Raw genomic sequence first — 14078 nt, 5'->3', positions numbered from 1 at the left:
GGGGAAACAGCTGCCATCACTATTATCCTTTTGCTTTACGACTTTTAAAAGCATCAATTCTTCTTTTAATAATAAAGATGATATCTCACATTTTTTTTGATTGGATGTCTTTTGGGGAGATATGCTCTTCTCGTAAAATAGAACGCTCTAAATCCAATATATTAGATGTGCGAATTCACGGGCTTGTTTAAAAGTGATATTTCGCTCTCACGCACATTTCACAATGAGACTCGTGAAGGGTATAAGAATAAAGCTCTCATGAAGTATAAAATTTATAAAACACTCCATAGCCAGATAATCTAATTTGTTTTTCTTTTACAGGAATAGTCATACTTTAGGTCGCATAAAAGGAGACGTTGATATCATAAGTCATTTTGTTTGTCCCCAATGTTGTGACAATCCTTGGTATGATTCATGAAAAGCTATGCCTTTTCGGGGACAGTTTTATGCTACCAGGCTTGTCCGTTTGTAATGGGCAAAAAATATGGTTTTGCTTGAGGCAACAGTGAATAGGTTTGAAAATAAGAAAATCTTATGACTTTGGATCTCTCCTTTAAGATGCGATCATTATAAATCATTTCTTGTGCTTAAATCGCGTGTTTACGCGTGAGTTTTTTTAAGACAAATCAACAAAACGGTTCGATTTATTAAATACATTTTGTTTTTAAATTATGTTTTACTGTAAACGGTACCCTTTAATAAAAAGATATTATTTTTCATACCGTTAAAGCAAGAAGAGAGATAACAGGCTTTTTTTCATTCAGATGAATGAGATAAAGAAGTGCTTTCATTGCTCATTCTTTATACTTATCTCTGGATAAGTTTTATAAATATAATTAAAAATATTGCAATACTATACGTTTTGTGTATAAATATTGGTTATTGATTTCTTTTTTATGTTATTTAAATTATATCTCTATTCAAAAGCCACACCATTTAATGGTGTGGCTTTTTTTATTGCCTTATAGGCTGAATATTCGCTCTCTTTTCTTGGGATGGCTTTAGATCCTTTTTTCATTATTCTCATTATTGTATTTTGTGATGTTCTTTTACAATGAAACCTCTAAAATCTTGGGCATTTTTATCTCAATGGGGGGCGTTTAAAGTAAAAATGCAGGTGTTTTTCTGTTGTTTTTAATCAGTATCAAAATCCTAATGTCACAGTATGTTTGAGAGAGAGTAAAACGGATAAGAGTTCTCAGATTAAGACAGATGCAACTCTATTCGTGACTCCAGCTTTTGTATGTTCGATGGGGTGTTTATTTCTAAAAATGGGGAGACTGCCTCATTGAAAATGAAAGGCGGACAATTACGTGTCTTGTCAGTGTCTTTTTGCTTTACGGCTTTTAAAATGATCCATATCTTTTAAATAGATCATGTTTTACACTTTATGTTTCTCACGTGTCTTTGGGAGATCATACCCCTCTCTGAGAAAACAGATGCAATATATTTTCTCGTCCACAATGTTGCGATAAACCTTAAAGAGTTATCCCTACTCTTAAGCTCATTTCGTGAGGGGGGGTGTGAATAGTACTAGCCCCCATGACGTGAATAAAATGGATAGGGTTCTTCTCTCTTGATGTTTTATAAAAAAGAGCATGCTGGTGTTTTTATCCACTTTTCTAGCGCATAATATTGCGAAAAGCTCTTAGAACTTAAAACGGTTAGAGGCATGCCTTTCTTGGATAGTCTTTGATAGATGCGTCAGCTCCACATTGTAACGTTAAATCAAGTGATTTGACGGGTATAACAGGGAAAGTAGATTTGAAATGAGAAAATCCTATGATATGCAGATTTCTTATTCAACATGCAAAATAATGAATATTCTTTATCCATAAATGGAACGTGTCTTAACGAAGACAAATTGTTTACAGAGTGCGATGGATGAAGAATCTTTGCTTTTTAAGCTGGTGGGAGAAAATTATAATCTCTGTTTTTTTCATAAAGGAGGAAAATTTTTCATAAGAGTTTTCCATGATAAAAAATAGCAAAAATATTAACGCTACAGGGAAAAAGCGTCCTTAAGCGTATTGATCGTTTGCTGTTATGCCCTGTATTGTGTAAAAAAGTGCTTTTATCATTTTGGGTTGTAAAAAGATTCTCTTGGAATTTTTAAAGGGTATAGTCTTTATGGAAAAAAGAATCCGCGCAAGACAAAAGGCTTATTTCAAAAGATTATATCGCAAGATTGCTCTTGTTTGCGTGATACTCTTTTGTATCGTGATTTTGTGTTTTGTTTTTGCAAAGGCAGTCAGTTATTTTTCTTCTCACAAAAAAATAGTACAACAAGCGCCTGTTGAATTGGCTATTCCTGTTTTTGATCTGCGCGTGTACTGCAAGGAAATTTCTGCTTCCGTGATGCCCGATATGAAAAGAGAAGTTTATCAGCATTGTCTTAATTTGGAAAGTGAGGCCTATTTTGCTATTCGTGAAATGTGGGATAAGCTTTCTGATACGGCAAAAAAACAATGTTTGGCAATGGTCCGACCGGGGGATGGAAATTATTTTCTCTTACGGGATTGTTTTCTTAATGAAAAAGAAAATGAAAAAGGCAGAAAACGCAATTACTTTTAGGGTGTTACACGGAAAGTTGAAAGAGTGCGAATTTTAATGAAAAGATAAAAAGCGCTTCATTGCTCTTTGCCTTTATTACCAACAATCTCTATACCAATAAGATGTGTTTATTTTGTACAAGCCCTGGTCCATTTAAGACGTGATCGTATAAGCCCATGGATGTCTCTTTGAAGTATTTTAAGAGGAGGCATGTGTGTTTTGAGGAAAACTTACTGTGTGCTTTTCATTTAAGGGAAATAACAGTGTGGGAAGAGCATTTTGCGAGGGTGCTTTGGTAAATGGGGAAGGTGCTCATGAAGGGTATAAAATTTATTATAAAGTATCCTCTCTCTTTCACGTTTCATAAAAGTGTAAACTAAGGGCATTCTCATGTTACGGATAGCTTTTGATTGGCCTTTGAAACAACCTATAAGAGGTTTGCTTAGTTTTTTCTGTTTTTATTCTTCGCATGCCTTTCTTGCGTGTAACATGCAAGTCAATGATTTTGATTGATCCAACAAGAAACAGATTGAGGATAAAAAAACTACAGTATAAGTTTTTTTACTCAATATAAAAATTTAAGATAAAAAAGATGAATGATTTTTATCAATCAATTTGTTGCACAAATTTAAAAAAAGTTCAGATTGTTGACAGACCAGTGCGTAGAAAGAATTCAAGTCCTTTGAGGGTAAGCTAAGTTAAAAGGCGTGACAAATGGATCAATAGATATGACAAAACTGAGAAAAATATTTCTTTCTTTGAAAGGGTATAAACTTCAAGGTTATTTTATGTGTAAAGCGCTTGATTGGGGCGCAAATGGGCTTATTTTATATGCTCCAGTTTTCTTGATAAAATAAGGATTAAGAGAAGAAATCTGTTGTTATGCCATTCTTATTGATAAACTTTAAGGAGGAATATTTTTTTAAATAATTTAACATTTTTTGTATTTAACTATTTTCCTTTTAGGCTCAATTTGTTATCAATGAAGAGGGGGACTTAAAAATCTATAGGGTTAAAATAGAAATTGAGAGGATAGCTGGTAGGTTTGAGAAAGAAGAGTGTGGTCTCTTGGTGATTATAGGGCTTGAATAATCCTCCATATTAATCTATCTATAAGAATCTAAGGGATTTTGTGAAGCGATCGTGAATTATCGCTCGCGAGGGGTTGCTTTAGCGGTGAAGAGAGGCTATATTCATACAATAAAGAGGTTCGCGCAGTGACTTGTTCGGGCAGAAGTGCTTATGAGTTTGGGGCACGAGGGGGAAGGGATATCAGCGTTTTTAGGAGCGGTGGTTTTAAAGCAAAAGGTGGTTTTAGGGCAGAAAAAGGGAAGCTTTCCGTGTTCTCTGGCATGAGTTTTTTCTTTGTCAGGTATGTTCTATGTGTGTTCTCCTTTTTGTTTTCCACAAGGTAATTATTTTTTTAGTGAAATATGGTTTATTTTAAAAAAAACACTTGGCATTTTATGTGAACATCACTAGGTTTCTGCTGGTTGACAGAGAAATGGGGAATTTTTGATTTATGATTTCCCTGCTGTTTCGTGATTTTCAAGAAAATATATGCTTTTATCAATATCAGTAGGGTTCGTTTGAGTGAAATAAAACGCGGATAGCTTGATAACTGTATGTTCAACATGATCAGCATTATTAAAAAATGATGCAATGAAGAAGAGTCAATTAAGACACACACTCCAATAAAGGGATAAAGATGAGGCCACAACAAAATAGACGGGTACGCGGTCGCAATAATAATAATAATGGTAATAACAATAATAATCGTCGCGGTCCTAATCCGTTATCTCGAAATTATGAAAGTAGCGGTCCGGATGTTAAAATTCGAGGGAATGCTCAGCAAATTGCCGATAAATACATCAGTCTTGCGCGTGATGCACAAGGTGCTGGTGATCGCGTGATGTCGGAAAATTATTTACAACATGCCGAACACTATTTGCGTATTATTTTAGCAGCAGCGGGGCAAATGTCCCAATCGGCTCGGCGTGATGAAAATCGTGCTGATGAAAATCGTACTGATGAAAACTGTGAGGAAAATAACGGGCAAGAATGCGGTGAGATAAATTCTGAAGACCAGAAAAAAGATGCTGTCGCGTCTGATACAGATGTATTGCAGACACAGTCGCAAAAAAAAGATCTTGGTTCACATGTCAAAGTACAAAATGGCGATGCGCGTGAAAATGCTGTCGAGGCTCTATCGGATGAGAAAATGGGGCAGGAAAACTGTGGCTCTGAGGAAAATGTTGAACCTGTTAAGAAGACACGTCGTTCTCCGCGTCGTCGTACGGTACGCACTCAAGACGAATCATCCCTTGAGCTTTCTCTTACAACAGAAGAAAGCTCTAAAAATGGGGATGCATCAACATCAACAGAAGAGGTTTCTCCTTTGCCTGGATTAAGTAAGGGAATACAGAGAAAAACACGTCGTCGCCGTGTGGTCAATCTTGAAGCAGAGGAAAATGTTTAAATACCTTAAAAAGGCTGTATTAAGTATTTATGGTATTGTTAGTATGGTGAGGGTATCTAGGTGTGGTTTCTTGCATTTTCATTTGTGTTTTCATTCTTTGCGTTTTCATGAGCAACTTCATAAATGAGAGAGAAGCAGGAAGAGATTATCTCTTGGCTTAGAGTAGGTTGACTTGGAAGAGATGAGGGGAATGGAGAAAAGCCGCGTTTGTGTATTTTAAGAGGCTGTTCTTTTATGAAGGATAGGTTGCTTAGTTGATGTACGTGTGGTGTTTGATTTTTCTCAATGTACTCTAGTCTATTTTACTTACCGGGAAGGCTATGGCTGTGAAAGTCATCAATCGCTTTTGCTGAATAAAAGGTACAAATTGGGCATTCTTGCTTTTATTATCAATGTTGCACAGTCTTTCCCTTTGGCTTTTGAAATCCAGTTCATAAAGAGAGCTTTTTATGCATAGGCTTCTTTGCTGTGATGTGTGAGAAAATAATTTTGATGAGCTTCATCATGAAGAGCGTTGGAATGAGAGAATTTTAAGGTATTTGAAGCGCTCGTTTAGCATACAAAAAATGGTCATTATAAATCAATAGATTGAATTTTTGTCCTTAAGAAGGTGTGGTTTCTTGCACTTTCATTTGTGTTTTCATTCTTTGCGTTTTCATGAGCAACTTCATAAATGAGAGAGAAGCAGGAAGAGATTATCTCTTGGCTTAGAGTAGAGTGAAGGGAAACGGAGAAAAATGCGTCATCGTCCAAGTGGTCCTATCTTGAAGCAGAGGGAAATGTTTAAATACCTCAAACATGCTGTGTAAGCCGGTGATGTTATTGACTTGCTTAATGAGCTATTGTCGTTGATATTTCTTCTGTCGTTTCAATAGAAAGAACGGCAATCAGTGCACCGGTATGATAATTGTAAATCATAAACTTTGTTTGTCCCTCAGGGGTTAAAGTCTTCAGAACAATATTGTTGTCTGTGAGGCTTTGCGACAAAATCTGTGTTTTTTTCGGCAGGGAGAGCGTGTGGTGGATAACGTGTGTATTTTCGCTGTGGGAGGAAGAGAGCTCTGTTTGTTTTGGTGCTGATCCCGTTGTAACTTTATAAACGATTAAAAACAGGACGGTTAGAATGAGGAAGAGCGTTATTAAAACGGAAATCATCATTAAACCCATTAGTTTTTTTCTCACCCGCTCTACAGCAGGATCTAGGGGGAGATCTTGGGGCAGAGAATTTTGCTCTGTGTGAGGGGCTTTTGAGGGGGGCATTGGCTTATTATCCATCATGTCTTCTATTAATTATTTTTTTCAGATCTGATGGGTTTATGCGTTTAAAGTTTTTTGTGCAAGAGGTTTGTGGAAGAAGAATGCAGAAGAGAAGGCAATGTTGGTAAAATGTCTTCTGTGTGGACTGTTGATCTCTTGTCATTGATATTTTGGCTTTTAAGCAGGAAATTTCCGTGGTTTGTTACAGACCAGATCAATTTTACTTTTTGTTGATGTAAATTGGGATGTACGTTTATACATTGGGCAAAAATTTGTTGTCCATAAAATGCGAACTTTTTTGTAGATGGCACCATGGCTTGTTCACAGGCTTGAGCCGTTGGATAGATTTTTGCCATGGTATTATTGGAATAACAACTGTTAAAATCATCCGTACATGAAACCAATAAGAGAATAAAAACAAAGGGATTCATAAAATATTTTCCAAATGAGTAATTGACAACGTAGGATCCAATTTGTCAGCTTAGAGCTTCTTGATTGTTAAACGTTTTTAAAGTTTTTTCGTTCCAAACCGTTCCAAACCGTTCCAAACCGTTCCAAACCGTTCCAAACCGTTCCAAACCGTTCCAAACCGTTCCAAACCGTTCCAAACCGTTCCAAACCGTTCCTAAAAAGCCAAGCCTGGGGGCTAAACCGGTGGGAAAAATATTTGAAAAAAATACTAAAAATGTCTCTTGTGAATGTTCTTTAATGTCAAAGGTTTGTTGTACAGGAAAATATAATGGATTTGTTCTATGGCCGGTATAATGATGCCCAATGGCTGCTTTTAGTCCGTAAGGGTTATGAAGGGAGAGGGCTTGTATGGTTCACTTTACGGGGGAGAGGACCCTCTTTACAGACACTGTTTTTGAAATGAGCTTGGAGGTATTGAGAAATATTAAAAAAGTGTGTGAAGAGAAAAGTATCTTCTGTTTTGGATGTTTTCTTTTGTGTGAAGAAAAAGATCCAGAATACGATCAATAAAAGCATTAGAGTTGTGTAATATTTATTCGTTTATTGATTTTGTCATAGATGCTTTAAGCTCCGTCAAGCTCTGAAGCGTGATGGTTGGCTTTATCTTTTGAAATTCTGTCATTTTTTCAAAATAAAAAGGTAAGATAAGTGCAAAAATGATACAAGAAAATGATACAAAAAGAGAGGGGGAATAGGCCCGCTTTGATTGGGTGTATAAAAAGCTGAAACGGCTTGTTCTTCATCGTTTGGGTTTCTGTTTAAAAAAAAGAAGCAGTTATGGGAGGGATGTTCGTTGATGGACAATGGTAAGGAGCTTTGATTGGGGGATTTTCATTGTTAGTTTTTTTGCGAGGGGAAAAATATCTTTGTGCTGGATAAAAAGGACGCAACAGGTTAGAAATTTTGCTGAAAAAAAAGACGGTTATGGTTTTAAAGGCTCTTTTAAGAAAAAATATCAAAATACGTATCAGGAACAGAAAGGCAATAAACAATCCCTTCTTTTGTCCATTTGAAGGAAGCTGAACCATTGACAGAAATAGGAACAATTTTTTCAAGAACTGCACTGCCAAAACAAGCTTTTTTATCATTTTCTGGAAGGGTGGCGGATTCATCAAAGTGTTCGTTCCAAGTGATGAGTAGATGTGTTTTGCCATTCAGTTGTCTTTCGATTTTACAGCCTACATAGACGTAGCCCTTTTCTTGGGAAAGGGCTCCAAAAGAAAGAGAATTAACGATCAATTCGTGAAAAGCCAAACCAATATGCAAAGCGGCATTGGGAAAAAGATAAGGATCAACACCTTCAAGTGAAAAACGTTCTGTTTCTTTCATTAGATAGCCAAACGCTTGCGTTTGAACCAATTCCCGAAATTGGGCGCCACGCCAATCGGAATCGGTGATCAGATCTTGAGAATGAGAAAGAGAATGAAGACGACCTTGAAATTTGCGTAAAAAAACCTGAAGAGATTCAGTATAGCGGGCTGTTTGGCTGGCAATACTTTGAATGATCGCTAGAAGATTTTTAGAGCGGTGGCTGACTTCGCGAAGAAGAATTTTAAGAACTTGTTCGCGCCGGCGTAAGCCAGAAATATTAACACCGGTGGTAATAATACCGATGGTGTCTCCGTTATCATTGCGGTGGCAATCAATAGAAAACTTGTACCAAATCTCTTGTTTGCTTGTATCTTCAAAACGTGCTTCAACGGTTTGCATTTTGCCATTGGCTAAAACCTGCAATTTAATGGTTTCCATATTGTCTGCAAGGTCAAGCGAAAAAAAGTCGCTGTCACGACATCCAATCCGCCATTTATGGTGTAAATGATGTGGCAAGTTTTCAGCCCATAAATAAACCAGATTTGTGGACTGATAGAGAACACAAATATCAGCACCACGAATCGCTTGCATGAGCGCGTTCATATGAGATCTGTCTATGGGCGACTTTGAAAGAGGCATCACGATCATAAAAGAGGTTTACTTTGTTCTAAGCCGCTTTAGAAGCATTTTCTTGAAAAAATAAAGCCTGCGAAATAAGCGCTTTTACCATATCTGGGTTAAAAGGTTTGGTCACTAAAAAAGTTGGTTCTGGACGCTCGCCAGTCAGTAATCTTTCGGGAAAAGCTGTGATGAAAATCACCGGTATACGATCATTTTTCAAAATCTCATTGACCGCATCAATGCCTGAACTGTTATCGGCTAATTGAATATCCGCTAAAATCAACCGTGGCTTTTTCTTATGATACATGATCACAGCTTCATCACGCGTGCGTGCTATACCCACAACATGATGACCTAGACTTTCTACCATTTGCTCAATATCGAGCGCAATAAGAGGCTCATCTTCAATAATCATCACTTCTGTAGCAATTTGTTGAGAAATATCAATCGAGGCTTGGTTGAGAAGCTTACGAAACTCTTTCGTATCTAGATTCATGATTTCGCTGGCTTCTTGTTCATTAAATCCTTCAACGGCAATGAGCAAAAATGCTTGGCGCGCACGGGGGGTTAGATAGGATAATTTGGCACTGGTTTTTTGTTCAAGACCAAATTGTGGCAGAGGCTCAGGGATATTCGGGGTGGTTTGGTCAAAAAGATGGCAAAAAAGCCAATAGGTACCAATCCGGTCACTGGATTTTTGAGGAAAAATGGAAATGTCGGCAATGAGGGCTTCTAACATCGCTGATACATAAGCATCGCCAGAGGATTGGCTGCCTGTAACAGAACGGGCAAAACGCCGAAGATAGGGAAGATGCGGGGCAATGCGCGTTGATAATGACATAATTTATAACTCCTTTGACCTTTCAAGCATTTTGTTGGTTGAAATTCTCAACAGATAAAAAAGTTCCGATTTGTATGGAACTTTTTACCCACAGCCATATTTACAACCATAAGGCGAAAAATTCTTCGCGGCGCTACTTATATTATATGGATTAGGGGGATGAAAAATGAACGACCGTGATGAAAAAAATCTCACCACACACTTTAAAGTTGGAGATGATCTGCTCGGGACTAACAGTGAGATAGCACGAAAATTACGCCAATTTTACATGGAAATTCAAGAAGAAGCGCTACCACGGCGTTTGCTCGAGCTTTTAGAAAAGTTAGAGCGCGCAGAGCAATTTGGCTTAAACAATGTGGAAAAGGTTTGAATCCTTTATGTCAAAATGCGCTAAAAATTTTAAACAAGAACTCCTTTTGGTGTTGCCGGCTCTGCGTGCTTTTGCTGTTTCTTTAAGTGGTAAGCACGATAAAGCCGAAGATTTGGTCCAAGATACGGTGATGAAAGCATGGGCTAAGCAAGAAAGTTTTGAGATGGGAACCAATCTCAAAGCGTGGCTTTTTACGATTTTACGCAATGAATTTTATAGCCAAATGCGCAAAAAGGGGAGAGAAGTTCAAGATACCGACGGCGTCTTTACCCAAAATGTTGCGGTTCATCCTTCTCAATATGGAACACTTGATTTGCAGGATTTTAAAAAAGCCTTAAATCTGCTTTCAGCCGATCAAAGAGAAGCCATTATTCTCATTGGGGCATCGGGGTTTTCTTATGAAGATGCTGCAGCCATTTGTGGCTGTGCTGTTGGAACCATTAAAAGCCGTGTGAGCAGGGCGCGTCATCGATTACAGGAGCTTCTTCATGTCGATGGTGAGTCCGATTATGGTCCCGATTCTTATTCTGCTGGGAGTACATTGTGTTCATTTAACGGCTAAAAAAGCATAATAATTATGATGAATAGCCTTGTTTTTTTTATTCCCGTTATAGCTATTACAGTAAAGTCAGTATCTGAGGAAATTCAGAATGTTTGGCGTATGTCTCTTAGGAACACAAGAAAAGCCTATATAAATGCTCTTATGGGTTTTTGGTGTTTGTTCCATAAGGCTGCCTTCCTTTGTACTGAAAAATGACGACTTTCAAGTTCGCCAATGGAAATTCTATGACAACAAAGACAAATTTGCTGCCTCAAATGCCTTCTTCTGATGCAACGATATCACGCTGGCGATGGGCCGCAATTGTTGTTTCCCTCGTGATGGCTCTTTTAGCTTCGGTTTTTATTATATTGCTTTCCAATGCCGTTGATCGAGAAGTTGCCCAGTTAAATACGAGTTCAGAATTGCGCGAACAGGCTGATTTGGTGCTGATCAGCCTGATTGATATGGCTGTTGCTGATCGCAGCTATGCAAAAAGCCGAAAGCCAGAAGATAAAGTCCGCTTTGAAAACGCAGAGAGAGAATTGGGGGATATTCTCGATTATATCGCACTTATTGTTTATGCACATCCGCAATGGGATGAATGGTTTACGGCTTTTAAAGGCGAGGTTGAAGCACGAAAAGAATTTATGAATGCCCATATGCAGGCTCTTGATACGGTTCCTGATCAATCTTCTCAACCTTCTGCTTCTTCTGAAAGTCAGAAGATTCAAGTGGCGCGTTTAGCGCAATTGATGACAAGTTTTATTAATGGTGATGATGTGGTGCGACAAAAACATCGTGAGGGAATCGCATTGATGCGGGCTGCTTTAACATTGGCAGCGATTATTTCTGTTGTAAGCACTTTTATTTCTGCCTATTTTGTGATTAATCGTTTTCATCGTGATGTACGCTCTTTAAAATTGTATCAATTGCTGCTTCATAGCGAGAATGCTGCTCTTGAAGCCCGTGTGAAAGAACGAACTCAAGAATTAGAAAGAGCGCGTAATCACGCCGAGAAAGAACGCCAACGGGTTGAAATATTGTTGCAGGATGCAAGTCATCGTATCGGCAACTCTCTTGGAACGGTGTCTTCTTTATTGGGGCTTCAATTAAGTCGGAGTAAAAATGAAGAAGTCCGTTCTGTTTTAGGGGCTGCTCGAGATCGTATTCAGACAATTTCCACAGCTCATCGTCGTTTGCGCTTGAGTGATGATATGGAAACGACTTTCTTGGCTGACTTTCTCAGTTCTGTTGTGCATGATGTCGAATTGTCAGTTCCTTTTGAATTGCGTGAAAACATTACCATTCACACGGACTTTAAAGATTGTCGATTGTCTTCAAGAGATGCTACAACTCTTGGAATTATCTTAGGGGAACTGCTGACCAATTCCTTAAAACATGCTTTTCCTGATCAACGAGAGGGGCATATTTATATCTCCTTTGGTCTTCAAACTAATGGACAATCGGTGCTCATTGTTGAAGATGATGGTGTGGGGATGAAAAATCAAACTTTAGAACAAAAGACAGGACTTGGTCGTGTGGTGGTGGAACAGCTTTGTATGCAATTTGGTGAAAAACCTGCTTTTGAAACGTCTTCTTTAGGAGGAACAAAAATTGTTATTCCTTTGCCAAAACTAGGTCACGAAGAGTGCAAAAAAAATCTCTGATTGATTTTTAAAGGCGTAAATTCTCTTTGTTTGTTCGTTTTCAAGAGAAGAAAATAAAGATGACTTGGCAAAATCATCACCATTCATGAAAGTCTTACTTGTCTTCAAAAGATGCTACAACTCTTGGAATTATCTTAGGGGAATTGCTGAGCAATTCCTTAAAACATGTTTTTCCTGATCAACAAGAGGGCATATTTATATCTCCTTTGGTCCTCAAGCCCCAATAGATAATTGATGCTCATTGTAAAAGATGATGGCGTGGGAATGAAGAGTCAAAGTTTAGTACAAAAGATAGGACTTGGGCCCGTGTGGTGGTAAAGCCGCTTTTATATATAATTTAGTAAAAAACTCTTTTTCAAACTTCTGCTTTAGAAGGGAGATAAAAATTATCATTCCTTTATCAAAACTCAGCATCAATCGTTAAAATAATGAGTCATTTTTTAAAAAGACAATTTTTCAAAATTAGCCTTATGATGAGGAAAAAAATATTTTTATAAATTACGATAACCTTTCAAGGGAAATATTTCAAATTCTATTCACTCCTAAAAAATCTTCGACCAAAACTGGTTCTCCTGTTTTTCTATTATAGGCTTGAACGCTGATCTTTTTTGCTAAAATGCTCCCTCATCATTCTTTTTGTTTCAACAAACATTTTACAATTTGTGTGTTTATCTTAATGCGAATATCATTAATTATAATCTTTTAAAGAGATGAAGAAGAATGCGATTTGCAGATGCCTGATAGAATACGATAAGAAAGGTCAGCCTTTTATCTTTTTTATATTTCCCCTGTACGCCTTGATAAGGTGATAGAGGCTATACCTATTTTAAAACATTGCTCTCTTTTTTGCGTATCCGTCTCCTTTAGAATATTCTTAAGCGCGGAAATGCTTTTGAGGTCGTTTAAACTCTTAGATATTTTTGAAAGACTTTGAAAATATTGATAAGCTTTTGTGAGAAAGACACGTACATGGTGCTTTCCATGCTTTAAGTCTCCTCGGATGGTTTTATCGGACTGTTGATTAAGGAATCAATATTGTTTTTTTCTTGTAGGAATGTTTGCAGATCTTGATTGGTTAAGGCTTTGCTATCGGGTATACGGATGCGCATGGGATCAACTTTGACACCATTGACAATGATTTCAAAATGACAATGGGGGCCGGTTGCCATCCCTGTTGTCCCAACATAGCCAATGATTTGTCCTTGTCGTACTTTCACGCCTGGTTTTATATCTGGTGCATAACGGCTTTGATGTGAATAACTGCTGACATATCCATTCGCATGTTGAATTTCTGTATGGTTTCCATAGCCGCCTGTGACACCTACTTTTGTAACAATACCATCTCCTACAGCAATAATAGGTGAGCCTTTTGGTGCCACCCAATCAACCCCTGTATGCATGCGCACATAGCCTAAAATAGGATGTTTACGCGGACCAAAGGGGGAACCAAAAACGCCATTAGGCGTGGGTTTTCGCAGTAAGAAAGGTTTTGAACTCTTCCCTTCAGAATCATAATAATCAACACTTCCGTCTTTTAATTGATAACGGTAATATTTATAAGTTGTATTGCCAAAAGTTGCACTAATATAACGAATTTCTGGATCAGTGCTTTGAGAGCTTTTTTTTGCTTTCTTTTTGCCATTTTGGGTTTCTGTATCGCTTTGGGGAACGGCATAAAATATTTCGATCTGATCATTGGGGGTTATTCGGCTTTTCATATCAATATTGGTGGCAAGGAGACGAATAAGACGATAAGAAAGCGATTGTGATATATTGTGGCTGAGTAAAGCACTATAGAGTGCATCATAAGCCGTTGGTAATTGTGCGCTATTGATATAAGAATGCGGAATACCATTTTGAAAAGCCGTTTTTAGTGCTTTAGACATTTTAGGCTCTGTGCTTTCAATGAATTGGCCTTTATCATTGAGGGCAATGGTGAGAACATGATACATCCCATGATAAATACT

Annotated in this window: 10 protein-coding genes and 1 pseudogene (1 of these 11 only partly in view); 6 read left to right on the top strand and 5 right to left on the bottom strand. The window is 37.7% G+C overall.

What is annotated here, in order from left to right; genetic code table 11:
* Nucleotides 1–2130: 2130 nt before the first annotated feature.
* Nucleotides 2131–2574: a hypothetical protein gene (locus D1092_RS06800; protein WP_148255650.1), complete on the top strand. Its 444-nt coding sequence runs from the start codon at nt 2131–2133 to the stop codon at nt 2572–2574.
* 1687 nt (nt 2575–4261) lie between these two features.
* The gene (locus D1092_RS06795) at nt 4262–5032 is read left to right on the top strand and encodes a DUF4167 domain-containing protein (RefSeq protein WP_148255649.1); all 771 of its coding nucleotides are present in this window, start codon (nt 4262–4264) and stop codon (nt 5030–5032) included.
* 831 nt (nt 5033–5863) lie between these two features.
* Here D1092_RS06795 and D1092_RS06790 read toward each other — a convergent pair.
* The 4 genes from D1092_RS06790 to D1092_RS06775 all read right to left on the bottom strand — a co-directional run bounded on the left by D1092_RS06790 (nt 5864) and on the right by D1092_RS06775 (nt 9533).
* Nucleotides 5864–6310, bottom strand: a complete 447-nt coding sequence (locus tag D1092_RS06790; RefSeq protein ID WP_174767368.1) for a hypothetical protein — start codon at nt 6308–6310, stop codon at nt 5864–5866.
* A gap of 44 nt (nt 6311–6354) precedes the next feature.
* Nucleotides 6355–6720: a hypothetical protein gene (locus D1092_RS06785; RefSeq protein WP_148255648.1), complete on the bottom strand. Its 366-nt coding sequence runs from the start codon at nt 6718–6720 to the stop codon at nt 6355–6357.
* A gap of 982 nt (nt 6721–7702) precedes the next feature.
* Nucleotides 7703–8719, bottom strand: a complete 1017-nt coding sequence (locus D1092_RS06780; protein WP_148255647.1) for a sensor histidine kinase — start codon at nt 8717–8719, stop codon at nt 7703–7705.
* Nucleotides 8720–8738: 19 nt separating this feature from the next.
* Nucleotides 8739–9533, bottom strand: a complete 795-nt coding sequence (locus D1092_RS06775; protein WP_148255646.1) for a response regulator — start codon at nt 9531–9533, stop codon at nt 8739–8741.
* 166 nt (nt 9534–9699) lie between these two features.
* Between D1092_RS06775 and D1092_RS06770 the strand changes: the two genes are divergently transcribed.
* From D1092_RS06770 to D1092_RS09880, 4 genes and pseudogenes are all read left to right on the top strand, one after another.
* Complete coding sequence (locus D1092_RS06770) at nt 9700–9903, top strand: NepR family anti-sigma factor (protein WP_148255645.1); 204 nt, start codon at nt 9700–9702, stop codon at nt 9901–9903.
* A 7-nt stretch (nt 9904–9910) separates the two neighbouring features.
* A complete protein-coding gene (locus tag D1092_RS06765) occupies nt 9911–10465 on the top strand; it encodes an RNA polymerase sigma factor (RefSeq protein WP_148255644.1) in 555 nt (184 codons plus the stop codon).
* Between the two features lie 224 nt (nt 10466–10689).
* Nucleotides 10690–12111 (top strand): sensor histidine kinase, encoded by a 1422-nt coding sequence (locus tag D1092_RS06760; RefSeq protein WP_148255643.1) that lies wholly within the window; start codon nt 10690–10692, stop codon nt 12109–12111.
* A gap of 98 nt (nt 12112–12209) precedes the next feature.
* Nucleotides 12210–12535 (top strand): annotated as a pseudogene (locus D1092_RS09880) (ATP-binding protein); the annotation flags it as partial.
* Nucleotides 12536–13097: 562 nt separating this feature from the next.
* Here the strand turns inward: D1092_RS09880 and D1092_RS06750 are convergent.
* Nucleotides 13098–14078, bottom strand: the 3' portion of a protein-coding gene (locus D1092_RS06750) for a M23 family metallopeptidase (RefSeq protein WP_148255642.1). The gene runs 999 nt beyond the window's last position; only the last 981 of its 1980 coding nucleotides appear in the window; its start codon lies beyond the right edge, outside the window — the gene reads right to left on this strand; the stop codon is at nt 13098–13100.

Origin of the sequence: Bartonella krasnovii, from assembly GCF_003606345.3 — a bacterium.
GTDB lineage: Bacteria > Pseudomonadota > Alphaproteobacteria > Rhizobiales > Rhizobiaceae > Bartonella > Bartonella krasnovii.
Note: the sequence above shows the minus strand (reverse complement) of the source record. Positions and strands in the feature narration are given on the sequence as shown.

What these genes read in the sequence shown, in the direction of transcription:
- D1092_RS06800 (WP_148255650.1), top strand. Translation starts at nt 2,131, where the DNA reads ATGGAAAAAAGAATCCGCGCAAGACAAAAGGCTTATTTCAAAAGATTA.
- D1092_RS06795 (WP_148255649.1), top strand. Translation starts at nt 4,262, where the DNA reads ATGAGGCCACAACAAAATAGACGGGTACGCGGTCGCAATAATAATAAT.
- D1092_RS06790 (WP_174767368.1), bottom strand. Translation starts at nt 6,310, where the DNA reads ATGATGGATAATAAGCCAATGCCCCCCTCAAAAGCCCCTCACACAGAG.
- D1092_RS06785 (WP_148255648.1), bottom strand. Translation starts at nt 6,720, where the DNA reads ATGAATCCCTTTGTTTTTATTCTCTTATTGGTTTCATGTACGGATGAT.
- D1092_RS06780 (WP_148255647.1), bottom strand. Translation starts at nt 8,719, where the DNA reads ATGATCGTGATGCCTCTTTCAAAGTCGCCCATAGACAGATCTCATATG.
- D1092_RS06775 (WP_148255646.1), bottom strand. Translation starts at nt 9,533, where the DNA reads ATGTCATTATCAACGCGCATTGCCCCGCATCTTCCCTATCTTCGGCGT.
- D1092_RS06770 (WP_148255645.1), top strand. Translation starts at nt 9,700, where the DNA reads ATGAACGACCGTGATGAAAAAAATCTCACCACACACTTTAAAGTTGGA.
- D1092_RS06765 (WP_148255644.1), top strand. Translation starts at nt 9,911, where the DNA reads ATGTCAAAATGCGCTAAAAATTTTAAACAAGAACTCCTTTTGGTGTTG.
- D1092_RS06760 (WP_148255643.1), top strand. Translation starts at nt 10,690, where the DNA reads ATGACAACAAAGACAAATTTGCTGCCTCAAATGCCTTCTTCTGATGCA.